The organism is Avibacterium sp. 21-595 (genome assembly GCF_023611905.1).
Taxonomy (GTDB): Bacteria; Pseudomonadota; Gammaproteobacteria; order Enterobacterales; family Pasteurellaceae; genus Avibacterium.
In genome coordinates, this window is the sequence record NZ_CP091455.1 from 1390675 (window position 1) to 1416766 (window position 26092).

The 26092-nt window shown below is 39.6% G+C and carries 19 protein-coding genes and 4 pseudogenes; 13 read left to right on the forward strand and 10 right to left on the reverse strand.

What is annotated here, in order from left to right; translation table 11 throughout:
- Positions 1-5: 5 nt before the first annotated feature.
- From L4F92_RS06460 to proQ, 5 genes are all read right to left on the reverse strand, one after another.
- Positions 6-644 (reverse strand): MBL fold metallo-hydrolase, encoded by a 639-nt coding sequence (locus L4F92_RS06460; protein ID WP_250363109.1) that lies wholly within the window; start codon positions 642-644, stop codon positions 6-8.
- Between the two features lie 83 nt (positions 645-727).
- The gene (locus tag L4F92_RS06465; RefSeq protein WP_250350129.1) at positions 728-1288 is read right to left on the reverse strand and encodes a YcbK family protein; all 561 of its coding nucleotides are present in this window, start codon (positions 1286-1288) and stop codon (positions 728-730) included.
- Positions 1289-1404: 116 nt separating this feature from the next.
- Entirely contained in the window at positions 1405-2904 is a 1500-nt protein-coding gene (locus L4F92_RS06470) for a L,D-transpeptidase family protein (RefSeq protein ID WP_250363110.1), read from the reverse strand.
- A 66-nt stretch (positions 2905-2970) separates the two neighbouring features.
- On the reverse strand, positions 2971-5028 hold the full coding sequence (gene prc, locus L4F92_RS06475) for a carboxy terminal-processing peptidase (RefSeq protein WP_250363111.1): 2058 nt from the start codon (positions 5026-5028) through the stop codon (positions 2971-2973).
- A gap of 68 nt (positions 5029-5096) precedes the next feature.
- On the reverse strand, positions 5097-5699 hold the full coding sequence (gene proQ, locus L4F92_RS06480; protein WP_250363112.1) for an RNA chaperone ProQ: 603 nt from the start codon (positions 5697-5699) through the stop codon (positions 5097-5099).
- 220 nt (positions 5700-5919) lie between these two features.
- Between proQ and L4F92_RS06485 the strand changes: the two genes are divergently transcribed.
- The 10 genes and pseudogenes from L4F92_RS06485 to L4F92_RS06530 all read left to right on the forward strand — a co-directional run.
- Entirely contained in the window at positions 5920-7179 is a 1260-nt protein-coding gene (locus L4F92_RS06485) for a paraquat-inducible protein A (RefSeq protein ID WP_250350124.1), read from the forward strand.
- Positions 7157-9799: a PqiB family protein gene (locus L4F92_RS06490; RefSeq protein ID WP_250363113.1), complete on the forward strand. Its 2643-nt coding sequence runs from the start codon at positions 7157-7159 to the stop codon at positions 9797-9799. The genes L4F92_RS06485 and L4F92_RS06490 overlap by 23 nt, the downstream gene beginning before the upstream one ends.
- A 90-nt stretch (positions 9800-9889) precedes the next feature.
- Positions 9890-11791, forward strand: coding sequence for a DNA topoisomerase IV subunit B (gene parE / locus L4F92_RS06495; RefSeq protein ID WP_250363114.1), 1902 nt, complete (start codon positions 9890-9892; stop codon positions 11789-11791).
- A gap of 333 nt (positions 11792-12124) precedes the next feature.
- Positions 12125-13153 carry a copper-containing nitrite reductase gene (gene nirK, locus L4F92_RS06500; RefSeq protein WP_250364568.1) on the forward strand — a complete coding sequence of 343 codons (1029 nt, stop codon included), beginning with the start codon at positions 12125-12127 and terminating at the stop codon, positions 13151-13153.
- A gap of 60 nt (positions 13154-13213) precedes the next feature.
- On the forward strand, positions 13214-15463 hold the full coding sequence (gene parC, locus L4F92_RS06505; RefSeq protein ID WP_250363115.1) for a DNA topoisomerase IV subunit A: 2250 nt from the start codon (positions 13214-13216) through the stop codon (positions 15461-15463).
- Between the two features lie 342 nt (positions 15464-15805).
- Positions 15806-17350, forward strand: coding sequence for a YjjI family glycine radical enzyme (locus tag L4F92_RS06510; RefSeq protein ID WP_250363116.1), 1545 nt, complete (start codon positions 15806-15808; stop codon positions 17348-17350).
- Positions 17350-18147 carry a 4Fe-4S cluster-binding domain-containing protein gene (locus L4F92_RS06515; RefSeq protein ID WP_250363117.1) on the forward strand — a complete coding sequence of 266 codons (798 nt, stop codon included), beginning with the start codon at positions 17350-17352 and terminating at the stop codon, positions 18145-18147. Before L4F92_RS06510 ends, L4F92_RS06515 begins: the two co-directional genes overlap by 1 nt.
- Positions 18148-18171: 24 nt before the next feature.
- Positions 18172-19422: a NupC/NupG family nucleoside CNT transporter gene (locus L4F92_RS06520; protein ID WP_250363118.1), complete on the forward strand. Its 1251-nt coding sequence runs from the start codon at positions 18172-18174 to the stop codon at positions 19420-19422.
- Positions 19423-19545: 123 nt separating this feature from the next.
- On the forward strand, positions 19546-20118 hold the full coding sequence (locus L4F92_RS06525; protein WP_250363119.1) for an IS1595 family transposase: 573 nt from the start codon (positions 19546-19548) through the stop codon (positions 20116-20118).
- 12 nt (positions 20119-20130) lie between these two features.
- A pseudogene (locus L4F92_RS06530) lies at positions 20131-20373 on the forward strand (transposase); the annotation flags it as partial.
- Between the two features lie 59 nt (positions 20374-20432).
- Here the strand turns inward: L4F92_RS06530 and L4F92_RS06535 are convergent.
- Positions 20433-21761 (reverse strand): cation:proton antiporter, encoded by a 1329-nt coding sequence (locus tag L4F92_RS06535; protein ID WP_250363120.1) that lies wholly within the window; start codon positions 21759-21761, stop codon positions 20433-20435.
- A gap of 160 nt (positions 21762-21921) precedes the next feature.
- Here L4F92_RS06535 and L4F92_RS06540 point away from each other — a divergent pair, with 160 nt between their 5' ends.
- Positions 21922-22800, forward strand: coding sequence for an endonuclease/exonuclease/phosphatase family protein (locus L4F92_RS06540; RefSeq protein ID WP_250363121.1), 879 nt, complete (start codon positions 21922-21924; stop codon positions 22798-22800).
- On the opposite strand, the gene L4F92_RS06545 is transcribed toward L4F92_RS06540, so the two are convergent.
- On the reverse strand, positions 22784-23134 hold the full coding sequence (locus L4F92_RS06545; RefSeq protein WP_250363122.1) for a RidA family protein: 351 nt from the start codon (positions 23132-23134) through the stop codon (positions 22784-22786). The two genes, L4F92_RS06540 and L4F92_RS06545, sit on opposite strands and share 17 nt — an antisense overlap.
- Positions 23135-23242: 108 nt before the next feature.
- Here L4F92_RS06545 and L4F92_RS06550 point away from each other — a divergent pair, with 108 nt between their 5' ends.
- The gene (locus L4F92_RS06550; RefSeq protein ID WP_250363123.1) at positions 23243-23956 is read left to right on the forward strand and encodes a YwiC-like family protein; all 714 of its coding nucleotides are present in this window, start codon (positions 23243-23245) and stop codon (positions 23954-23956) included.
- A gap of 42 nt (positions 23957-23998) precedes the next feature.
- Here the strand turns inward: L4F92_RS06550 and L4F92_RS06555 are convergent, their stop codons facing one another.
- A complete protein-coding gene (locus tag L4F92_RS06555; RefSeq protein WP_250363124.1) occupies positions 23999-24550 on the reverse strand; it encodes a DUF799 domain-containing protein in 552 nt (183 codons plus the stop codon).
- Positions 24551-24667: 117 nt separating this feature from the next.
- Positions 24668-24964: pseudogene (locus tag L4F92_RS06560) on the reverse strand (CsgG/HfaB family protein); the annotation flags it as partial.
- Between the two features lies 1 nt (position 24965).
- On the opposite strand from L4F92_RS06560, the pseudogene L4F92_RS06565 reads away from it, so the two are divergent.
- A pseudogene (locus tag L4F92_RS06565) lies at positions 24966-25355 on the forward strand (IS1595 family transposase); the annotation flags it as partial.
- 2 nt (positions 25356-25357) lie between these two features.
- On the opposite strand, the pseudogene L4F92_RS06570 reads toward L4F92_RS06565, so the two are convergent.
- Positions 25358-26037: pseudogene (locus tag L4F92_RS06570) on the reverse strand (helix-turn-helix domain-containing protein); the annotation flags it as partial.
- Positions 26038-26092: the final 55 nt, after the last annotated feature.

Sequence of the window (26092 nt, forward strand, 5' to 3'; positions counted from 1 at the left end):
TAAAGCTACATTCCCTGCAAAAACGGATTGCTTTTCTTTTCCTTGCCAATAGTCGTGTAATTTCCGTGGCCTGCAATGATGATCATTTCGTCAGGTAACGGATAAAGTTTTTCTTTAATTGAGTTCAGCAAGGTTTGATAATCGCCGCCGGGGAAATCTGTGCGTCCAATGCTGTTTTGAAAGAGTACATCACCAGTAAATGCAATGTTTTTGTTATGTTCAATAAAGCCGATATGCCCCGGTGTATGCCCCGGTAAATGTAACACTTCAAAATTAAAATCGCCCACCTTGATGACTTCCCCTTCTTCATTTAACCAGCGATCAGGCAAAAAGGCATTGGTTTCAAATAGCATTCCAAAGCGTTCTGCCTGTTGTGGTAAGCCTTCAAACCAATAGCGATCCGCTTCGTGCGAACCCCAAATTTCTACATTAAAGTGATTTTTCAGCTTTTCTGCCGCACTAATATGATCTAAATGTCCGTGAGTGAGCAAAATTAATTTTAAATTTAAGCCTAATTCTTCAATGCGTTTAATGAGCTTTTCTGCCTCGCCACCTGGGTCAATAATAGCGGCATTTTTTTCATCGTCCCAAATAATTGAACAATTTTGTTGAAATGCGGTAACTGGGATAATTTCAATATTCATTTTATTTCCTTTACTAAAACTGTTTAAATTGAAATAAGAAAACCGCAAACTTACTTGCGGTTTTCTATAAAAAATAGTGTAAATCAGCTTCCACGCCAAGTGCGAACAGGCCCTGTATCAATATGCACGAAATTACTTCTAGGATAATACCCTACACCACCATTATTAAGGCTTTCTGCGGCTTTTCTAACCTGCGCTAATGGCACACCATCAATACGAAAATCAATTGCTTGTCCACGAATATGGTAGCTATTACTTGCAACACCACGACTTCTTCGGTGCATTGCAGCATTACTCGCAGGCGAACGATAGCCACAAATGATCTGAATTTCTGTATTGCGCAAACCTAAATGACTTTGAATTTGGTAAAACTTATTAAATAATTTAGGATCCATTCGACGGATCTGATTATTACGTTTATCGCGTAATAAGTAATCCAACTTTTTCAGACTTGCCGTAGAGAACCCTTTTGTCGGACTAAATTCCCCTGTGAAACGATCACCCGTATTAATATTTCTAAAGTTAAGAATGCGTGGTTTCGCTGTTGATACCATTGCTAATACAGAGTTTGGTAATAACGAGATACCTAAAGTAATCCCCCCAAGGGAAAGCCATTTACGGCGTTGCTGATTAATGTCACTCATATTAATAATTCTTTACGCTAAATTTACAATTCTTTACTTTTTGACTATGCACTTTCTAATTAGTTCATAAAAAAGTAAAAAAATTTAATAAAAATCATTTTTCAATGTGCCAGGAATTACATCAAATATTTTTTTACCGCATTCCAGTTTACATAGTTTAGATTTGGTACAACATCATAACCATAAATATCTGGCAAGGTATGTAATTTCCCACCATTCATCCAAGCCGTTACATAATAAAGATAAACAGGATTGTCTGACCCGACATTGGCAGAAGTGGTTTTCTTACTACCCAGCACGTTACGCTTACGCTCATCAGACCAACCGACTTCTTTCAATAAAATACTGGCTAACTGATCAGATTGTTCAACGCGAATACAGCCTGAACTTAAGGCACGATCTTTTTTGTTAAATAAATTATGGTTTGGTGTATCGTGCAAATAAATCGCATCAGCACTTGGCATATTAAATTTATAATTCCCTAATGCACTATCCCCCGGTGCTTGGCGAATACGATAAGGGAATTTGTTGCCCATTGCTTCCCAGTTAATGGAATGCGGATCAATGATACGCCCAGAACCGTCTGTAATCGTATAACCATTACGAGCCACATAGCCCGGATCGCGTTTGATTTTTGGTACAAGATCTTCATTAATTAAACGCGTTGTGGGTGTCCAAGGTGGATTGACCACAACATTGCTTAACTTGCTGTACATCACAGGGGTTTTACGTGCTTGTTTACCTACGATAACGCGTGAATTCATCACCAGTTTACCATTACGATAATAATTAAGCTGATAACTTGGAATATTTACAAAAAGTCCATTATTAAACTCAGGCAAAATTCTTAAACGCTGCGTGTTGATCGCCAATTTATAGCGTTGATTAGGATCTATTTTTCCTGAAGAAATTAACGCTTCTAGCTGGTATAAAGTTTGACGATATAAGCTATTTTTCCCCGCAAGCTGCGCAACAAATTCAAAATGTTGATTATTTTTCACCGCACTTAACCAACGGTAAATGTCCTGATCAGTCGGTTCGGCACTTTTATACGCTGTTGGAGAATACAACCATTTCTGTGCAGATTTTAAGACATTTTGTGAATAATAAAGATAATCAAGGAAAGCGTCAGTCAGCAAAATATCATAGATCAAACGATCTTTGCCTTCAGCATTGTAAATACGATCTAAATTCTGTGCAGATTGACGAGAAATGCCACTCGCAACTAATGCTGCATACTCGCGTAAAAACTGTTTCTCCGCTTTTTTATCTTCCCATAGCAAAATATAATCATTTTGTGTATAAATTTTGGCAACGGCAGATTTAAACATTAACGGTTGTGTGCCAATAATATCCGTTAAACGCTGTTCTGAACGCTGTTGCTGTTCTGCATTTAGACGATCTTCTTCTGCTTTACGTTCTGCTGAAATTTTCTCAGCAATTGCTTTTCGTTCAAGTAAAAGCTGTTCATTGGTGAGTTTTACCGTTACAGGCATTGAAGATTGCCCAGCATTCACAACAGGAACCGGGTTTGTCGCAATAGCTGTTCCCACATAAGTACAAGACGTCCATAAAGCCGCGCATGTAGCTAACTTAAATGAAGTCGTTTTTAACATTCTAGAGTCCTTAAATATAAAAATCACAATAAAAAGTACCGCACTTATAAAAGTGCGGTGAGAAATTTAGTTATTTTTCGGCGTAACCTCTTTTTCCGAAAGAGGATGTTTTTCATCAAAATTAATGAGATCCACCGCCATTTTTTCTGCTTCTTTTAAGTAGAAATCAGGTGCTTCATAATCTTTCGGCAAATCATCCAGTTTCTTCAATGGCTTTTTGCCTTCACGTTTAAAGCGTGCATTGAGGTCTTTCAAGCGTTTTGCATCATCTTTATCATTTTCTGCTTTACGTTTTGCAAAATTCAATGATAAATATTTACGCTCACGGCGTGCATCCAATACTTTAAGATCTTCATTAAGGGCTATAAATTCAGGATCTTTTGCCATTCGAGCAATATGCGGGGCTTCTAACGCATTAACGGCTTTTCTTGCATTTCCTGCCTCTGAATAAGGAGCGGGTGGTAATTTATCCCAAGGTAATGCATTGTCCTCTTTTTCTTCACCATATTCCTTCAAATCAATGACTGAAGGGAAAGTAATATCTGGCGCAACCCCTTTCAACTGAGTGCTTCCACCATTGATACGGTAGAATTTTTGAATGGTGTATTGAATAAGTCCCATTGGCGTTTCTTCAGAATCAAACACAAAATTCAATGGACGACTTTGTTGAACCGTGCCTTTACCAAAGGTATTCTGCCCAATAATGATAGCTCGGTTATAATCTTGCATTGCCGCGGCAAAAATTTCTGACGCAGAGGCACTAAAACGATTAATCATCACCAATAATGGCCCTGAATACGCTTGCGTATTATCTGGATCTTCGTGAATACGAATGCGTTGATAAGCATCTCTCACCTGAACCACTGGCCCATCGGTAATAAATAAGCCAGTCAATTCAACCACTTCTTTTAATGAACCGCCACCGTTTTCACGCAAATCAATGATCAATGCTTGTGCATTTTTCTGTTTCATTTCCACAAGCAGTTTTTTCACATCTTCTGCTAAGCCCAGATAAAAACTTGGAATTTTAATAACGGCAATTTGCTTACCTTCCACCTTTTCAACGGTTAATTTGGCGGCTTGATCTTCTAAACGAATTTTATCTCGAATAAGGGTAACAATACGGGATTTGCCACCTTTTTCTGGCTCAATTTCTAAACGAACTTTGCTGCCTTTTTTCCCTTTGATCTTATCAATCACGTCATCTAAACGCCAACCGACAACATCTTCAATTTCCCCTTTCGCCTGCCCAACGCCTACGATTTTATCTCCCGGCTTAATTTTTTTACTGCGATCTGCTGGCGCACCAGCGACCAAGGACTTTATAATCGTGTCGCCATCTTCCGACTGTAATGTTGCCCCAATCCCTTCTAAAGAAAGATTCATACTTTCATTAAAACTTTTTGCCGTTCTTGGTGCAAGATAACTGGTATGTGGATCAATTTCACGCGCAAAGGCATTCAAATATACTTGAAGAATATCATCAGCTTTCGTTTGTGTTAAACGGCGAATCGCTAAATCATAGCGCTTGGTTAAGGTTTTCTTGATTTCACGCCAATTCTTGCCTTTGAGCTTCAAGTTAATAATGTCATTTTTAACGCGTTGCGCCCAAAGTGCATTGGCCTCTTCTTCCGTTTTTGGCCAAGCTGCATCCTTGCGTTCAATCTCAATTTGATCATCTGTGCTGAGATTTGGCTCTTTATCTAAAAGAGATAAGGCATATTTATAACGTTCATAACGGCGTTTCATCATTCGATCGTACATCGCAAACGCCATATCTAGCTTACCTTGGTTAAGCTGATCGTCTAGCTTATCGCCATAGTTAGCGCGCATTTCTGCTACATCTGAAGCCAAGAACGTATTACGGTTAAAATCTAAATTTTTTAAATAGCGATCAAAAATCTTTTGCGAAAAGTCATCATCTAACTGAAACTTACGATAATGAGATTGGGTTAAACGCGTTGCAACGCGCTTTGTTACCAACTGGTTCGTTTCAGTTGGTTCTGGAATGACAATATCTGCCGCCTTCAATTTAGGGGCAACAGCAACGGCAAGATCCGCATTAACAAATAAGGCACTTAGCAGCAAACCGGCTAAGTAGCCTTTTCTTTTATTAAATTTCATTCAAATGTCCTAATCAAAGTAAATATCACAATGATGACTTCTTTACTTAACTCAATAAACAAAGAGAATTATGCAAATAAGCGCTCTGCGGTGACAGAGATTGTTAAACCATTTTCAAGTTCAACACGTACATTGTCTTTCACCACTTCTAAAACCACGGCACGCTTTGTGCTATTTCCTGCTTTGACTTTTACTGTCGCCCCTTGCGTTAAAGTAGCAAGATCTACTGCAACTAAATTAGGTCTATTCATTTTTTTGCCATTCGCTTTGTTACTATTCGGACGAGCTGGCTTTTTATTGTTTTTTGGGTTTGCCGCACGTTCCGCAGCACGTTTTTCCGCTACTTTTGCTTTGCTTTCCGCTAATTTTTGTGCGGCGTGTTCTGCGTGTTCTTTTTCTAATACGCCTGCAGGATTACCTTGCAAATCAACGCGTTCAGCCCCCTCTTTACAAGCATATAAATAACGCCAACCTGCTGTATATAAACGCAATGCTTGACGCAATTGGGTTTTGCTCACTTTTTCATCATCAGCAAGGGCTTCGGCTAAATCTTGGAAAATCCCGATTTTCAACGGTCTTGCCTCACCTTCAAGGAAAAAACAGCGCGGAAACTTTTCCGCAAGGTAAGCAATAATTTCTTTGTTATTTGTTAATTTCTGCACTTCTGTCATTGTGTAATCTCACATACCACTAATTTTGAATAAAAAAATCTGCGCTATTCTAGCTTAAATTAGAAGAAAATGGCAATTTTTTGATCGAGTTTTACCTGATACTTCAATAAAAAACAAAGTGCGGTACTTTTTGCATAAATTTTCCGTAAAAAATCACCGCACTTTGAAAACCATTTAAATCCATATAAAATAGCGATTTTATTTTCACTTATCGTATTTAATGACTAAACCGTTAAACAGCACAGATTACGCCAAACAGCATATTGCACGTTGCTCTCATTGCGATGCCACGGTGTCTGTGCCAACATTGAAAGCAAGCGAATATGCAGAATGTCCTCGCTGTGATGAAGTGCTATATTCGGGCAGCCGTTGGAGTTTACATCGTTGCTCAATGATTGCGCTATCTATGTTAATTTTAATGCCTTTTGCCTTGAACTATCCTTTATTGAGTATTGATTTACTGGGTACACGGGTAGAGGCATCAATATGGCAAGGGGTATGGAAAATGGCAACGGAAGGCTATCCATATACGGCATTTTTAATTTTTCTTTGTGCCGTATTTATGCCCATTTCTTTTGCGATTTTGGTTATTTTACTCCGTCTTTCACAAATATTCGGCATTAAGCCGCGTAATATTTTGCTTGCGTTGGGATACATTAAACCTTGGGTGATGTTTGATGTGTATTTGGTTGCCTTAGGAGTAACAATGTTTAAAGTGCGAGAATACGCCACGCTTAGTCTTGATATTTATTTAATTGCCTTTATTTTCACCGCACTTTTAACTACTCTGCTCTTTATTAAGCTCAATCTTAATGCATTATGGAATGATTTTTATCCACAAGACAGATTTTTAACAGCAATGCCCAAGAAACCACCTTGCGTGTGTTTGGAATGTCATTATACTTTTACCGAACCTTATCAAGATAGCAAACATCGTAAGCGTTGCCCGCGTTGCCTCACCATCACGGAAGTTTCTGCAAATATTAGGTTGCAACGCACGTGGGCAACCTTAATTGCGGGGATTATTATGCTTTTCCCTGCTAATTTATTGCCTATGTCGGTGGTTTATGTCAATGGCGCACCAAGTGCGGATACCTTGATGTCTGGGGTAATGACGTTTATTGAAATGGGCAGTTACTTTGTGGCGTTCGTTGTCTTTTCAGCCAGTATTTTTATCCCAATCAGTAAAGTTTTTATTTTGCTTTATCTCTTAATTTGTGTACATTTCAATATTCACCAATCTATAAAATGGCAAATGCGTCTGTTTCATCTCGTGCATTTTGTTGGACGTTGGTCGATGTTAGATTTATTCGTACTCGCCTTGATGATGTCCCTTGTTGCTCGTGGACAGATTATTAATTTTTCCGTTGGTCCTGCTGCGTTCTATTTTGGTGCAGCCGTATTTTTAACAATGATTTCAGCTTCACAGTTTGACAGTCGTTTACTTTGGAAGATTTATGACAGAAAAAAACAAAAATAGTATTGAAGAAAATTATCAACAGGTACAAGCCACTATTCATAAAAATAAACGGATTTCACCTTTTTGGCTGTTGCCGTTTATTGCCTTATGTATTGGAGCGATTTTGTTCTTTCAAATAATACAAGAACAAGGGATTAGTATCAAAATTACCTTTGATAATGGCGATGGTTTAGTCGCAGGGAAAACGCAAATTCGCTATCAAGGCTTGCAGATCGGGGTGGTAAAAAAGGTGAATTTCACAGATGATCTGAAAAAAGTCGAAGTCGCTGCAAGTATCTACCCCGAAGCTAAAACGGTCTTACGCCAAAACACCAAATTTTGGTTAGTTCGCCCAAGTGCTTCTTTAGCCGGTATTTCAGGTATTGATGCGCTGGTTTCTGGCAACTACATAACTCTACAACCCGGTGATGGTGAATCAGAAGATGAATTTGTGGCAGAAGATGAAGGGCCGATAGCTCAAGTTACTGAAGGCGATTTGCTTATTCATTTACTTGCTGATGACTTAGGCTCGATCTCTATTGGCGCCTCTGTCTATTTCAAAAAAATGCCCGTAGGGAAAATTTATGATTACCGTTTCACAAAAGATCAAAAGAAAATTGAAATTGATGTTGTGATCGATAAGCCTTATACGCAATTTGTAAAAAAAGACAGCCATTTCTGGAACATCAGTGGGATTAACGCCAATATTGGTATGTCTGGCATTAATGTCAAGGTAGATAGTTTGAACGCGGTTGTTCAAGGTGCGGTGGCATTTGATTCCCCACAAAATAGTCCTCAAGCGGAAAATAATACCAGTTACCGATTATATGCCAACTTACAAGCAGCCAAACGTGGCATTGAAATTAATATCACTATGCCAAATATAGCGGGATTAAAAGCAGGTAAAACCGCTGTATATTCACAAGATGCACAAATCGGTTTACTTTCTGAGTTAAGTGCGGTGGAAAATAATGAGAAAATTTTACAGGGCAAATTACTTATTGATCCTAGTGCTGAAAATTTATTCAAAACTAACACCGAAATAGTATTACGCAACACAAAATTTAGCTTAAATGAACTCTCAGATCCGCAAAAATTATTACGGGGCGAATATTTTGATGTCGTCAGTGGTAGCGGTGAAAAACAGACGCAATTTAATGTCATCAAAGAGAATGAGCTTTTACTTAAACAACCTGATACGCTGGTGCTAACCTTAACCGCACCAGAAACCTATAATATTAGTGAAGGGCAACAAATTTATTATAATAATTTTGCCATCGGTGAAATTGTGAGCCAATCTATCGAACAAGATAATGTGCATTTTAACATTGCTATTGCAAGTAAATACCGCCATTTAATCCACCCAGATACGCTGTTTATTGCTGCCTCGAATTTTGAAGTGAGCCTTGGTGCTGATGGGATAAAAATGCAAGCAGCTACGCCAGAAAAATGGCTTCAAGGTGGCATTCGTATTGTTGCGGGTCATCAATCTGGAAAATTGCCTGAAAGTTTCCCTTTATACCGTGATCTCAGCAATGCAGAAGCGGGGATTGTGAGCAATGATCTCACCCCAACGATTACCTTAACCACCTCACAACTACCGAGTATTGATAAAGGCTCTCTTGTGCTTTATCGCCAATATGAAGTGGGTAAAATTCTGGCCATTCATCCGAAAAAAGATCATTTTGATGTCGATGTCTTCATTTATCCTAAAAATCGTGATCTACTGACCAATAAAAGCCTATTCTGGGTGGAAAGTGCTGCGCAGGTGGACATTACGCCAAAAGGAATCAGTATCCAAGCAACGCCTATTGCACGCACTCTAAAAGGAGCAATTAGCTTTGATAACAGCGGTTCAGGGAATAAAATTCTTTACCCAAATGAAATGCGTGCCAAATCTGCTGGACAAATCATTAAGCTCACTGCAAGTGATGCCACAAATCTAAGCAAAGGAATGCCATTACGTTATATGGGCTTAACCATTGGTGAAGTGGATCACATCGAGCTTTCCGCAGATCGCAAAATCATTGCCACCGCATTGATTAATCCCCAATATATGGCAATGATTGCGAAAGAAAACAGTAAATTCCGTCTCATTTCACCACAAATTTCCGCCGGTGGCATTGAAAATTTAGACAGTTTATTACAACCTTATATTGATGTCGAAGCGGGTAGCGGAAAAATACGCAATCAATTTCGTTTAACACAATCCGTGCCAACAACCAATAAATATGGTGATGGTTTCCCATTAATTTTAGAAACCAAAGATGCAATGAATATCACCGTGGGTTCACCTGTTATGTATCGAGGGGTTGAAGTGGGTACAATTCGCAATTTGGAATTGAATTCCATTGGTGATCGAGTATTAGTGCATATTGTCATTGCCAATAAGCATAAATCTCTCGTGCGTCAAAATTCTGAGTTTTGGATCGCCTCAGGCTATGGTATGGAATTAGGTTTCACTGGGCTATCTATTAATACAGGATCAATGCAACAATTGTTAAAAGGTGGCATTGCATTCTCTACCCCATCAGGCACGGTGGTGCAACCCCAAGCAAAAGCTAACCAACATTTCTTATTACAAGAAAAACGCCCTAAAGAGGCAATAAACTGGAATTTAGGCGTTTTAGGTAACGAATAAAAAAAGCAAAAAAACCAACCGCACTTTTGTATCAGTTGGTTTTTTTGCTAAACTTTTAGCAATTTTTATTATTAAATTACGGAAAACCCAATGACAACGAATTATTCCGCCAATGAAATTACCGTTTTAAAAGATCTCGAGCCCGTTCAACTGCGTCCCGGAATGTACACGGATACCACTCGCCCAAACCACTTAGGGCAAGAAGTCATTGATAATAGTGTTGATGAAGCACTTGCTGGCTATGCCACAAAAATCGAAGTGATTTTACATAAAGACCAATCCCTTGAAGTGATTGATAATGGACGTGGAATGCCGGTGGATATTCACCCTAGCGAAGGGGTTTCTGGTGTTGAAGTAATCCTTACTAAATTGCACGCGGGAGGAAAGTTCTCTAATAAAAACTATACCTTCTCTGGCGGTTTGCACGGCGTGGGAATTTCTGTGGTGAATGCACTTTCTGACCGTGTGGATATTCAAATTAAACGTAACGGACAGGTCTATAAAATCGCCTTTGAAAATGGTGTAAAAGTCCAAGAATTAGAGGTAATTGGCACTTGTGGACGCCGTACAACTGGCACGACTGTGCATTTCAAGCCTAACCCAAAATATTTTGATAGCAGTAACTTCTCTGTTAGCCGTTTACGCCATTTATTACGTGCCAAAGCGGTTCTCTGTTCGGGATTAGAAATTCGCTTTATTGATAAAATAAACGGCACAGAAGATGTTTGGCTGTATCAAGACGGTTTATCCGATTACTTAACAGAAAACGTAGAAGGCTATACCACACTCCCCGCCTCGCCTTTTGTTGGAAATTTTGAAACAGAAAAAGAAACCGCAAGTTGGGCATTAATCTGGTTACCTGAAGGCGGTGATTTATTAGGTGAAAGTTATGTAAACTTAATTCCCACCATTCAAGGCGGAACGCACGTTAATGGCTTACGCCAAGGGTTGCTCGATGCAATGCGTGAATTTTGCGAATTTCGCAATTTATTACCAAGAGGGCTTAAACTTACCGCCGATGATATTTGGGATCGCTGTGCTTATGTGCTTTCTATCAAAATGCAAGATCCGCAATTTGCAGGACAAACGAAAGAACGTCTATCTTCCCGTCAAAGTGCCGTTTTCGTCAGCGGTGTGGTAAAAGATGCGTTTAGTTTATGGCTCAACCAAAATGTACAAGAAGCGGAAGAACTGGCCAAAATGGCGATTAGCTCTGCTGAACGGCGGTTACGAGCAGCAAAAAAAGTGGTGCGCAAAAAACAAGTGAGCGGTCCAGCCCTTCCGGGGAAATTAGCAGATTGTAGCTCACAAGATTTAGCCTTAACTGAATTATTCTTAGTTGAAGGAGACTCTGCTGGCGGTTCAGCAAAACAAGCGCGAGATCGTGAATATCAAGCCATTCTACCGCTTAGAGGGAAAATTCTAAATACTTGGGAAGTCTCCGCCGATCAAGTTCTTGGTTCGCAAGAAGTCCACGATATTGCTGTGGCATTGGGAATTGATCCAGACAATAGCGATCTTTCTCAGTTACGTTATGGCAAGGTTTGTATTCTAGCCGATGCGGATTCTGACGGCTTGCATATTGCTACCCTACTCTGCGCCCTGTTCTTACGCCATTTCCCGAAACTGGTGGCAGAAGGCCACGTTTATGTGGCAATGCCACCGCTTTATCGCATTGACATCGGTAATGAAGTTTATTACGCCCTTGATGAAGGGGAAAAAGAAGGGATTTTAGATCGCCTCAAAAATAAGAAAGGGAAAATCAATGTACAACGTTTTAAAGGGTTAGGGGAAATGAACCCAAGCCAGTTGCGGGAAACCACAATGGATCCCAATACACGTCGCTTAGTACAGCTCACCTTTGATCAAGAGAATGAGCAAAACCAAACAGAAACCTTTGAATTAATGGATATGTTGTTAGCTAAAAAACGCGCAGAAGATCGCAAAAGCTGGCTACAATCCAAAGGTGATCAAGTTGATCTTAGCGTATAAGGAATCGCGATGAAAAAAACCATTTCTGCATTATTATGCACCGCACTTTTTACCAATATTCCCTTTGCATTTGCCGCCAATGAAATCAATACGGCAAGCACATCTTCATCAATCAAGCAAGCACAACAGGCAGAAAAAAATGCAGATGATGCCACAAGCACAGCACAAAACGCACAATTACAGCATTCCCTTACGCAGTTGCAACAGGCAATGCAAGAAGTGGCAAAAAATATGCAAAGTGCGGTAGAAAATTCAGCTGAAAATTTAACCACCACAGTACAAAATGTGGTACAAGAATCTTTGCTTGATTTTACTCAAACTTTAAAGAACAGTATTAAGCAAAATGCCCCTTTATCCGCAGAGCAAAAGCAAAATTCCACCTCATTACCTGTAATTGAAGCAGAACTCACTACCGCACCGAATGTCCCCGCCCCAATTACACGCGATTACCCAGCACGGGTGGTGGTAAAACTAGAAGCGTTAGAAAAAATTATGGAAATTATGCCTAAGGTTCAATTCAAATATTGGACCTATAATGGCTCAACCCCCGCCCCTTTTATCCGTGTGCGTGAGGGCGATACGGTGGAAGTGCATTTATCCAACCCAATCAATGCCAAACTACCACATAGCATTGATTTTCATTCTTCGGCTGCTCCTGAAGGCACCGCATTAGCAAGCAACACGGCACCGGGACATACCAGCATTTATCAGTTCAAAGTGCTATCGCCCGGGCTTTATCTTTATCACTGCGCAGCAATGCCGGGCGCGCCAACACACATTGGTAAAGGAATGTTTGGTTTAATGCTCGTTGAGCCTAAAGCTGGTTTACCCCCTGTCGATAAAGAATTTTATATTGTCCAAAACGAATTTTATACGCAAGGGGAATTTGGCGAAGCGGGCTTACAGGTTTTTAGTATGCAAAAAGCAAGCTATGAACTCCCTGATTATGTGGTCTTTAACGGACATTACGGTTCGATGCTTGGGGATAACGCCTTAAAAGCAAAAGTGGGCGAAAAACTACGTTTTTATGTAGGTAACGCCGGCCCTAATAAGGTTTCTTCCTTTCATTTGATTGGTAAACCTTTTGATACCGTGTATGTGGAAGGCGGTTCATTACAAAATCACAATGTGCAAACCACCTTGATTCCTGCTGGTGGCGCAATGATGGCGGAAACGACGATTCCCGTACCCGGCCTCTATCCTTTCGTGGATCATTCCATTTTCCGTACAGAAAAAGGGGCAAAAGGGGTATTAATAGTCAGTGGAGAGGAAAATCCACAAATTTTCAGTGGAAAATTAAAAGACGAACCTTATCACGAGCGTAACCCCGATGCGGATGTTTCCACTGGATTTAAACATTAAAAAATAACCCAAAATTACACCGCACTTTAATTTTAACGAATATAAGAGAAAAACAACGTTATGGCAGAAATTAATTACGAAGGCATTGAGCAAATGCCACTGCAAAACTTCACCGAAAGTGCCTATTTAAATTATTCAATGTATGTGATTATGGATCGTGCATTGCCCTTTATTGGTGATGGATTAAAACCTGTGCAACGCCGTATTGTGTATGCGATGTCGGAATTGGGACTCAATGCCAGCGCGAAATATAAAAAATCTGCACGTACTGTCGGGGACGTATTAGGTAAATTCCATCCGCACGGCGATACCGCTTGTTATGAAGCAATGGTGCTGATGGCACAACCTTTTTCTTATCGTTACCCGCTCGTCGATGGGCAAGGAAACTGGGGCGCGCCCGATGATCCGAAATCGTTCGCAGCGATGCGTTATACCGAATCACGTCTGTCTAAAATTTCTGAAATCCTGTTAGGTGAACTTGGACAAGGGACAGTGGAATTTCAACCCAATTTTGATGGAACATTAGAAGAACCACAGTATTTACCCGCACGTTTACCGCATATTTTGCTCAATGGCACAACAGGCATTGCGGTGGGAATGGCAACCGATATTCCACCACATAATCTGAATGAAGTTGCCGAAGCCGCAATAATGCTACTTGATAATCCCAACGCGGATTTAGATGAAATAATGACCGTATTACAAGGTCCTGATTATCCAACGGAAGCGGAAATTATTTCCAGCAAAGCAGATATCCGAAAAATTTATGAGCAAGGGCGTGGCTCAATTAAAATGCGTGCCGTGTGGAAAAAAGAAGACGGTGAGATTGTCATCACAGCGTTACCACATCAAGCCTCTCCATCGAAAATCATTAGCCAAATTGCCGAGCAAATGACCGCTAAAAAATTGCCTATGGTTGAAGATATTCGTGATGAAGCCGATCATAATAACCCAATTCGAATCGTGCTTGTTCCGCGTTCTAATCGAGTAGATTGTGATGTCTTAATGGATCACCTTTTTGCCACAACCGATTTGGAAAAAAGCTATCGTGTTAATATGAATATGATTGGCTTGGACAACAAACCTGCTGTCAAAAATCTGTTACAAATTCTTACTGAATGGCTCAGTTTCCGTCGTAGCACCGTCACAAAACGCTTACAACATCGTTTAGATAAAGTGCTAAATCGCTTACATATTTTACAAGGTTTGATGATTGCCTTTTTAAATATTGATGAGGTGATTGCCATTATCCGTAATGAAGATAAGCCGAAACAAGAACTGATGGCTCGTTTTGATTTAACTGATGAACAAGCCGAAGCCATTTTAAATTTACGCTTACGCCAATTAGCCAAATTGGAAGAACACGAACTACAAGCTGAACAGGATAAATTAGCGCAAGAGCGGTTGAATTTAGAACAGATTTTAGCTTCAGAACGTCGCTTAAATACATTAATTAAAAAAGAAATTCAACAAGATGCCAAAACCTTTGCCAGCCCTCGCCTTTCACCCATTATAGAGCGTGCTGAAGCCAAAGCCATTGCAGAAAATGAAATGATCCCAGCCGAACCTGTTACGGTAATTTTATCGCAAATGGGTTGGGTGCGTTGTGCAAAAGGACACGATATTGACGCCCAGAACCTCAGCTATAAAGCAGGTGATAGCTACCTTGCTCACGCTTATGGGAAAAGTAATCAGCCTGTTGTATTTCTTGATAGCACAGGACGTAGCTATGCGCTTGATCCGCTGTCTTTACCTTCTGCACGCTCACAAGGCGAACCGCTAACAGGTAAACTGACCTTACCCGCAGGTGCAAGCGTTTGCCAAGTATTAATGGAAAATGAGGATCAAAAACTCTTAATGGCTTCTGATGCGGGTTATGGATTTATTTGTCAATTTAGTGATTTAGTGGCTCGAAATAAAGCAGGGAAGGCATTAATTTCACTTCCTGAAAACGCGCAAGTACTACCACCTTTAACCTTACAGGCACATCAACAACTACTCGTTGCATTAACTTCAGCAGGACGAATGTTGATTTTCCCTGTGCAAGATTTACCTGAATTATCCAAAGGAAAAGGCAACAAAATTATTTCTATTCCTGCGACAAATGCGAAAGATCGTTCTGAATTATTGGTGCGATTATTACTCATTTCTGAGCAAGCTAACTTGGTCTTCCACTCAGGCAAACGTAAAATCACCCTTAAAGCGGAAGATTTACAACGTTTCCGTGCTGAACGTGGACGCAAAGGAAGCCAACTTCCAAGAGGATTGCACAGCAATGCAGAAATTGAAGTGCTTGAGCCAAATCAATAAGCTATCATTATTTATATTTGAGTAACTAACGCACAGCCTACGGCAAATCAAGCCAATGCAATGTTATTTCAACATCACGCGATCCGCTATTCAGAGCTGAACCTATTTTTTGTTCAGCTCTTTTCTAGTCGTTTAAAATGAAAATAAGACAAGGCAACAGCGACCACGCTGTACAAATGGTACATAAGGGGCTGTCCACACCGCCTTATTTTTATTTGAAATAACGCTATTTTTAACTATCTACATTATTCCTCAAGTCTGTGATCTAAATCACGGTAATGCGTCCTTTCCTTAGGTAGAATGATTGCCAACTGAGCATAAATTTTATACAAGGAGCAACCCATGCAAGCCTCACTACAAGATATTCTCGATGTGGTTAAAGCGAAAAACCTCACTTATCATCAAAAATTAATGAGCTTAGGCAATATTGCTGAGCGATTATTTAACCCCATTGATTTATTAGGTTACACCGAAGAAGAATGGGAATACATTCAAAATCATATGATTTGTGATTTATGTGAGGGTTATGCTATTTATCGTCCGCGTTATATTTTGCCTGATTATAATGTGTATATTCAAAAAGGCTGTAAATTCCTTGACTTACCTCCACCCAAAGATCTTGATGAAGTGCTAGATGGATTGCTTATTCTCTATTCCCACGTTCCTTCTATTACCACTTACCCTGTTTATATTGGCCGTTTAGATACGTTGCTCGAGCCATTCATTACTGATGAAAAACAAGATTATATTAAAATTAAACGTTTCTTAAACCATATTGATAAAACTATTGCGGATTCATTCTGCCACGCCAATATTGGTCCTTATGATACTAAAGCGGGGCGTTTAATTTTACAGGCTGTCATTGAGTTAGAAAACACCACGCCGAATATGACGATTCGCTATGACAAACAAAAAACCTCTCGTGAATTTGCAGAACTTGCAGCGAAAGCCTGTTTATTAGTCTCAAAACCGTCTTTTGCCAATGACGCTTACTACATTGAAGATCTAGGTGAACAATATGGTATCGCAAGTTGTTATAATGCACTGCCTGAATGTGGTGGTGCTTATACACTCACTCGCTTGAGATTAGGCACGATTGGGCGTGCTTGTTCAAGTGTAGATGAAATGGTGAACGAATTGTTACCTAAAGTAGCAAAACTCGCCCTTTCCACAATGGATAAACGGCATAAATTCTTGATCGAAGAAAGCAATTTCTTTGAAAGTAGCTTCTTGGCACAAGAAGAATTTATCAAACGTGAAAACTTCACGAGTATGATTGCGATTGTTGGACTAGCCGATGCAGTGAACCATCTTTTACAACAAGAAGGTATCAATGAAACCTTTGGGCAAAGCCAACGTGGTGATGAAATTGCCACATTAATTATGGATAAATTACAAGCAGTGAATAATGCTCATAAAGGGCTTTATGTGGAACGTACTCATCAGCATTATTTACTACACGCACAAGTCGGGGCAAGCAATCACGAAGAAGACAAAATGAATACCCCAGCACACCGTATTCGCGTGGGTGAAGAGCCTACTTTGCTTGCGCATTTAAAACAATCTGCCCCATTCCATAAATATTTCCCATCGGGAACAGGTGATCTTTTTGCATTCGATCAAACCTATACCGATCATTTAGATGCGGTTGTCGATATCATCGAAGGAGCATTTGCACTAGGCTATCGTTATATTACAACTTATCTGAAAAATACCGATCTCATTCGCGTAACGGGCTACTTAGTGAAGAAAAGTGAGGTTGAACGCTATCGCAAAGGCGAAGCAGTATTACGCGACACCACTTGGTATGGTGCAGGAACAGACGATTGTGCGAATGTCTTTGATCGCCAATTACGTGATGAAGAAAACGTAACATCGAATTCATAATGGTTACACATGCTACCCTATCAACTATCTATGTGCCTCTACATCGGATCATTCCCTTTTCCAATGTAGAGGGGCAAGGTAATCGCACCAGTATTTTTTTACAAGGGTGTAAATTAAATTGCCTTTATTGCCACAACCCTGAAACAATTCCAAGAAAGAACACTGAAGTGAAATTAGTTAGCTTGCAATATTTGTATGATCAAGTAATGGATGCAGTGCCTTTTATTCGTGGGGTTACCGTTTCTGGCGGGGAACCCACCATTCATCATAAAAAATTGATTCCCTTATTTCAGGCTTTACGCCAACAAGGTCTAACCTGTTATCTTGATAGTAGTGGCTTCTTTGATTATGACAGCACCCAAGCCTTAATTGCCGTAACGGATAAATTTCTCTTTGACCTAAAAGGTGATGGCTTAGGATTGCAAACACTCTGCTTTGAACGGCGAAATCAGCAAGGCAAGGTGCCAAATCAAATTATCCCCACAACGCAACATATCAAAACAGAAAATCTCACCCGAAATTGGCAAAATCTTGCCAAATTATTACCGCACTCAAAAATTGAAGAAGTGCGGTTGGTTTTTATCAAAGATTTTTTTGATGCCTATCGCTTAGTGGAAAAAGCAGCACAGCTATTGCGAGATTATCCCGATGTATTATTCAAAATCATTCGCGTGCATAGCAAAGGCGCAAGAGACGAGGCTGGTTTAACCCCTTTTATTCCTACGATAGAAGAAACCGAGGCACTGGCAGAATTTGCCAAACAATGCGGCATACAAAAAATGACTACGATTATCTAAATTCATTCATCAAGGAGCGTAACTATGGATCTCATTATCAGTATTGTCGGGATTTTCGTCCTGCTTGGCATTGGATTGCTGTTTTCCAACAATCGCAAAGCCATTAATTTTCGCACTATTTTCGGTGCATTAGCCATACAAATCGGCTTTGCTGCACTCATTTTATATGTTCCCGCTGGAAGAAATGCTCTACTTAGCACCGCTGAAGGCGTGAGCAAAGTCATTAATTACGGTAATGAAGGGATTGCATTCCTTTTTGGTAACCTTGCTGATCCAAGCAATATCGGCTTTATTTTTGCCTTCAAAGTGCTACCGATTATTGTTTTCTTCTCTGCATTAATTTCTGTATTGTACTACATCGGTGTGATGCAATGGGTGATCAAAATTATTGGCGGCGGCTTGCAAAAAGCACTCGGCACCTCCAAAGCAGAATCAATGTCTGCGGCAGCCAATATTTTTGTTGGACAAACGGAAGCCCCACTGGTTGTGAAACCATTTATTAGTCGAATGACTGAATCCGAACTCTTTACTGTGATGGTAGGCGGAACGGCTTCCATCGCTGGATCGGTATTAGCCGGCTATGCAGGAATGGGCGTACCACTTACCTACTTAATCGCCGCCTCATTTATGGCAGCCCCTGCTGGATTATTGTTTGCTAAATTGATGTATCCACAAACAGAAAAATTCAGCGATAGATTAGAAGAAAACGTCAAAACAGACAAACCCAATAATATTGTGGAAGCCCTTGCAAATGGTGCTGCATCAGGGGTAACGCTCGCTATTAATGTAGGGGGAATGTTGATTGCTTTTATTGCCTCCATTGCATTATTAAATGGCTTAATCGGCGGTATCGGTGGCTGGTTTGGCTATGGCGATCTGACCTTACAAAGCCTACTCGGTTATTTATTCCAACCTATTGCTTTTATTATTGGCGTACCTTGGCAAGATGCTGAAATCGCAGGGCAAATGATCGGAATGAAATTAGCTGTCAATGAATTTGTTGGTTATCTAGAATTTGCCCAATATCTACAACCTGATGCTGTCGTTCAGCTTAGTGATAAAACCAAAGCCATTATCACCTTTGCCTTATGTGGTTTTGCTAACTTCAGCGCAATTGCCGTGCTAATTGGTGGCATTGGCAGTATGGCACCAACCCGCCGCTCAGATATTGCACGCCTCGGCTTAAAAGCAGTAATTGCAGGCACACTAGCCAATTTAATGAGCGCAACAATTGCAGGAATATTTATTGATTTAAGTGGTGCGGTGTTGGGATAACGTTGGTACATTAACTAATAATTTAAGAGGCTGTATTAGATTAGCATATGTTAGTCTATAAAAATGAAGATAACTCATTGTAAACTCAAGAAATCTATATAGAAAAAACAGCTAGAATTTTTTGTGCTTGAAGTGACGGCTCGTTCAGCAGCAAATTTACTGGAAATTAACCCTAATTCAGCCGCCCTCTTTTATCGCAAAATCAGGGAGGTGATTAGCAACCATTTAGCCCAAGATGCCAATGAAATTTTTGCTGGTGAAATCGAGCTTGATGAAAGCGATTTTATCGGGAAAAAAAGAAAAAAGGGGCGAGGTGCTAAGGATAAAACAGCTGTTTTTGGAATGCTGAAGCGAGAAGGAAAAGTCTATACGGTTATTGTTGAAAACACTAAGGCTAACACCTTACTCCCTGTAATTAAAAGGAAAATTATGCCTGATAGCGTTGTTTATACCGATTACTATCACAGCTACGATGTGCTAGATATAAGCGAATTTAAGCACGTCAGAATTAATCATTCAACGCATTTCGCAGAAGCAAAAAATCACATTAATGGGATTGAAAATTTCTGGAATCAGGCTAAACGAGTACTAAGAAAATATAACAAAATTGACAAGAAATCTTTTCCGTTATTCTTGAAAGAATGTGAATTTCGGTTTAACTTTGGGACACCAAAAAAACAGCTAAAAACACTATGACTTTGGTGTGGAATATTGAAAAAACACGGGATTAAGCAAAGTATGTCGAGAAAAGGCAATTGTCTTGATAATGGCGCGATGGAAAGCTTTTTCGGGCGATTGAAGACGGAATGTTACTTTGGCAAACGGTTTGAGACCTTTGAACAGCTTGAAAAAGTGATTTACGAGTACATTCATTACTACAAGAATGAGCGTATTCAAGTGAAGCTAAAAGGACTAAGCCCCGTGAAATACAGAACTCAGCCCTTGAATTAAAATAGAGTCTAACTTTTTGGGGGCAGATCACTTGAGTTAGCCTTTCTTTTTTATCTTTTTTATGCCTCTTTTTCTTCTTTATGCTCAGGCTTTAACCCTACATAGCCTCTGGCTTGTAAGGTGGCTTCTTTAGATTTACGAACCATTGTTTCAATGGTTGTGCCTTGGACGAGAATGGAGAACATTACCACGGCATAGGTCATCACTAAGAGCAAATCGCGCACGTTCATACCAATTTTAGGGATATATAGGCTACCCACGGGAAGAGAAAGTGCCATTGCCAGTGAAAGCCCACCGCGTAAACCGCCCCAAGTGAGAATGCGTAAGGTATATGGATTGTATGTGGTTTTCATACTGAGAAATTTAAAGGGCGTCCATACACTGATATAACGACACAGTAAACACAATGGAATAGCAATCAAGCTAAGGATAATGCCTTGATAGGTGAAATTTACTAATAACATTGCCGCACCAATTAACAGGAATAAAAGGGAGTTGAGGAAATGATCGATCATTTCCCAAAAATGATCTAAATAGTGCTGACTTTGTTTGGAAAATCCTGTGTGTCTTGTCCAGTTACCGATAATGATGCCCGACACCACCATTGCTAATGCGCCGGAAACTTCAAGTAAATCGGCAATCATAAAGCCCGCCGTAGGAATGGTGAGCGTAAGGAGAATTTCTAAACTACCATCATCAGTAGCAGAAATAAGAAAGTGTGCGATTAATCCAAGAACTAAGCCAAATAATAATCCGCCGCCTGCTTCCATAAAAAAGAGTTCGCTGACATCGGCGATTGTTGGCTGTTTGCCCCCAAATGCGACGGCAAAAATAGTGGTAAAAATCACCAAACCCACACCGTCATTAAATAAGGATTCTCCCTCTACTTTCATCGAAAGTTTTTTTGGTGCTTTGAGATTTTTGATAATCGCCAATACGGCAATAGGGTCAGTAGGCGAAATTAATGCGCCAAACAACATACAATAGATAAAATCCACTTCCCAGCCAAGGATGTAAGTTAAAAGATAAAAACTTGAACCGATAAGGAATGTGGAGGCGAAAGTAGAAAATAAGGCGAGAATGGTGATTTCACATTTTTGGCTTTTCATTACGGGGAGTTTTATGCCTAGCGCCCCGGCAAAGAGAAGAAAACCTAAAATCCCGTTGAGCAGAAAGCTTTTAAAATCAATTTGTTCCATCACGCCCTTGGCAAGTGAATCAATGTGCAATAAATTGAAATGCCCCATTATTAACAAAATCAGAGAAGCAACCATTGAGGTGGCGGTGATGGCAATGGTATATTGAATTTTGTCATTAATTTTCTGCGTAATAAAACCAATCAAAATAGAAATGGCAGAGAGAAAGCAAATGTAGGTATAAACGTTCATTGAAGAGCCTTAATCAAAATAATAAAGAATTTTGCTAAGAAAAGTGGCTCATTTTGCTCCACTTGATAAAGGAAAGGGATGGAGAATAAGCCAAATTAATTGGCGTAGTATAAGTAAACTGCTATTATTTAGAAAGCACAAATTTTCAAAATACATCAAAATGAGTAAACTAAAATCCTTTTTTATTGCCCTATTAGGGATGATTTTGCTTGGTTTGGGCTATTTGTGGCATAGCCTAGAAATTTATCCTGTTCCGCAAATTCAATTTCATACAAAAAGCCCATTGGCTTATCAGCGTAAAGCACTGGATAGCGCAGTGACCTGTTTTTATACCGAGCAATCTGTTAAACCTATTGAGCAGCAGAATTTTCGTCTGTTAGTGTGGAATATGCACAAAGGGCAAGATAAAGGTTGGCAAAACGCACTTTCGCGCTTTGCGAAAGCATCCGATTTTCTTTTTTTGCAAGAGGTATCTAGCGAGCAACATTTAGCACAGCAATTTTCTCAGCAATTTCCTACCGCACTTTATGCCAGTAGCTTTGCTTATTTGGGGAAGCAATCTGGGGTAATGCTGATGAGCCATTTTCAGCCACAATCTTTCTGTGCGGGTTCCTCTGTCGAGCCTTGGATTCGTATTCCTAAAGTGGGGAATGCGATGAGGTTTCCGTTGGCGAATGGGCAATCTTTATTAACGATTAATTTACATTTGGTCAATTTTGAGCTTAACCCAGTTCGCTATCAACAGCAGTTAGAAGCAATGTTTAAACTGATTAAATCGCATCAAGGGCCAATTATTCTGGCAGGGGATTTCAATGCGTGGAATAGTGGGCGGATAAATTTAATTAAAAAACTCACCGCACTTTATGGTTTAGTTCCTGTCTCATTTCAGCCAGATGACAGGCTACGTTTTTTAGCGAATCCGCTAGATTGGGTATTTGTACGCGGTTTTAATGTGAAGTCTGCACGCACGATGCAAACCACCAGCTCCGATCATAATCCGTTACTGGTGGAATTAACCTTGCTTAAACCGCAGCCGTAATGACGATTTCCACTTTCCACTCAGGCAGTGCGAGTTTTGCTTCTACGGTTGCACGGCTTGGTGGATTATGACGATCCACCCACTCATCCCAAGCTCGGTTCATTTCCGTATAATCTTGCATATCAGCCAAGAAAATCTGTGCATTTAAGATGTTACTTTTATTTGAACCCGCTTCCGCCAGCAATTTATCAATCAAACCTAGCACTTCTTTGGTTTGCTCATAGGCATTGCCTTGAGTATTTTCTGGCACTTGCCCCGCCAAATAAGCTACGCCATTGTAAATGCACATTTCAGCAAGGCGTTCATTGGTGTGAAAACGTTGGATAGTTGTCATCGTTTTTTCCTTTCTATGAAATAAAAATAATTCGCAAAGATTATAGCGATTGTACGTAAAAATAGCTAAAATTCTTGGTAATTTTTCACCGCACTTAGAAAATTTATTATGAAATTGCTTATTTCCAATCAACACGGTGCTATCGTGATGGCATTAATGCCGTTTTTATACGGAATGTTGCTCTCCACGCCGATGACACGCCATTTATTTCTTTTGCTAGCGTGGTTCTCTCTTTATTTGATGACCTATCCTTTTTTAAATTTATTTAAAGGCAGAAATCTTGAATTTTATCGTAAATGGACGCTAATTTACGCGACAGCTAGCTTACTTTTTGCCTTACCTGCCTTGTTGCATAACTGGCATATATTCTATTTTTTACTCGCAATGTTACCTTTTGTGGCAGTGAATATTTATTATGTAAAACAAAAAAATGAGCGAGCATTACTTAATGATTTTGCAGGGATTATTATTTTTGCGATCGCTGGAATGGCCGCGTATTATTTCGCTAACTCGCAATTCGATCATAAAATCTACTGGGTGGCGCTATATCCAAGCCTATTTTTTGTAGGTGTAACCCTTTATGTTAAATCTGTAATGCGTGAACGCAAAAATCCTCGATATTTACAAATTTCCATTCTTTTTCATTTGCTTTGTATATTAGGTTTTGCCTTATGCCAGCAATATGGGTTAGCACTCGCCTTTTTTCCACCATTTCTCCGCGCCTTAATTCTTCCTAAATATAAACTTTCAGTAAAGCAAGTGGGAATGGTTGAAATGGGCGTATCATTATTGTTTTTTGTGATGTTGGTATGGCAGGTTTAAAATAAAGAGCAGAATAATAATTCTGCCCTTTAATATCATAAGCTATTTATTGATTTCTGTTTTATATTTGGGGGAGCGAGGGCCATATAAAATCCCATTTGGTTTTGTTGGCGATAATAACTGAGCCCCTGCTAACTGAGCGATATCATAGCCTTTATCTAGTAATGTCCCAGCAACTTGATCAACAATAGCCCCAACAAGCGCGCCGATTAATCCACCGTTATTATTTTTCTGACCCGCATCAGATGCGATAGCTGTTCCATACCATAATTCTTTACCATTTTTAGCATCAACTAACTTCGCAGTTGCTTCAACGGTTGTTACACTCTGAATTAATTGATAACGTGTTCCATAGTCTTTTACTGTTATGTATAGTACTGCATCATTATTAAAAATAGAATGTAGCTTATCTAACTTAATATTATGGATATCTGCTGCATTGGTTAGCCCATTTTGCTTAAATGTTTCATTAACGACGGCAACAGGAAAAACATAATAACCAGCCTCTGATAATGGATAGGTTGTTGCTGTTAACATTCCCCAAGTGGCGTTAGAGAGAAGTATTATTATTTTTAAGATAGTTATATACAGCATTATTATAATCTTTCCAGTAATACATCGACTTTTGATGTATTCCACAAGTGACTAAGAGCATAGCCATACTAAATAGTAAAGATGATTTAGACAATTTACGCACCATTTGCTACCTCTTTATGGATTGGGTTTCCAAGCACCATTGTCGATAGATTCGGCTAAATTATTTACTGCTTCACGAATAGCAAGATCGAGTACTTTACCATTAAGTGTTGAATCATAGCCCTAAGTACCACCAAAACCAATGATTTCTCTGTTAGATAAGCTATATTCTCCCGCACCTTGTGTCGAATAAACAATTTCGGAAGTATTCACATCAACAATATTTAACGCCACTTTGGCATAAGCAATTTGTGATTTGCCACATCCTAATATACCGAATAATTGATGATCACCGACATCTTTACGTCCGAATATATTTGGGCTTTTAAAGCGCAATGGTAAGGTTTACACCGTCGCGGTGCCAAATACCCAATCTGCGACATTGTTGCCAATCATTCGCGAGCAAGTAAAGCCTGATAGCCTTGTTTACACTGATTTCTACCGAAGTTATGATGTACTTGACGTGAGTGAATTTAACCATTTTCGCATCAATCACAGTACACACTTTGCAGAAAAACAAAATCACATTAGCGGAATTGAGAACTTTTGGAATCAGGCGAAACGCCATTTACGCAAGTTTAACGGTATTCCTAAAGCGCATTTTGAGCTTTATTTGAAGGAATGCGAATGGCGTTTTAATAACAGTAACTTAAAATCTCAAATTTCTATTTTAAAACAATTAGTTAAAGGGAGTTTAGCCTAGTTATCTAGGACAGCCATAAATATTCTTAATTCTAAGGTAATTCGACGCTCCCCATAATTTTCGTCATTTTTGCGATAAATAACCTCTATTTGCTGTGAAATCACTACATTTTTATCAACCTTTGACTTGAGATAATAAAAGAAGGCACTAACGCAAAACGCGAGCGCAAGGTATTTACAATGACAGCTTTTTCTGCATTTTTGTTGGTTGAATTCCTGCCACTTTTTTAGTATTGCATTCTCCGCTTCTCATTCCAAAATTGGGTAACGCAAGCTCTCCTCTTCTATTTTGGGCTTCGGTGGCATTTTAGTCGATGTTAGTTTCATACTTGAACAACCTTTAGGTTTGGGAAATACTCCCTCTATACCTTATTTTTTGAAGGTTTGCAGCCATTGGCTAATTATCCCGGAATTGGGGATATCAAAGTGAAAGCACGCGGCTTCAGCGCAACATTGTCCTTTTTTGATCGCTTGAATGACCTTTAATTTAAATTCAACAGAATAACAGCGTTTTTACCTAACGCAGCTAATCCATTGATTCCATTATGATTAAATGTTGCAATCCAGCATGCTAATGTGCTTTTGGTAAGCTGAAAATAGCGGCGAGTAAGCGAACGATTTTTTCCATTTTGAAGATAAAAGTCGAGTACTTGTTGTTTGAAACCTTGAGTATATTTCGTCATAAAAAATCTGCACCTTGATCAGTTGGTTGTTTAGTCCAACTCTTGAGGGGCAGAT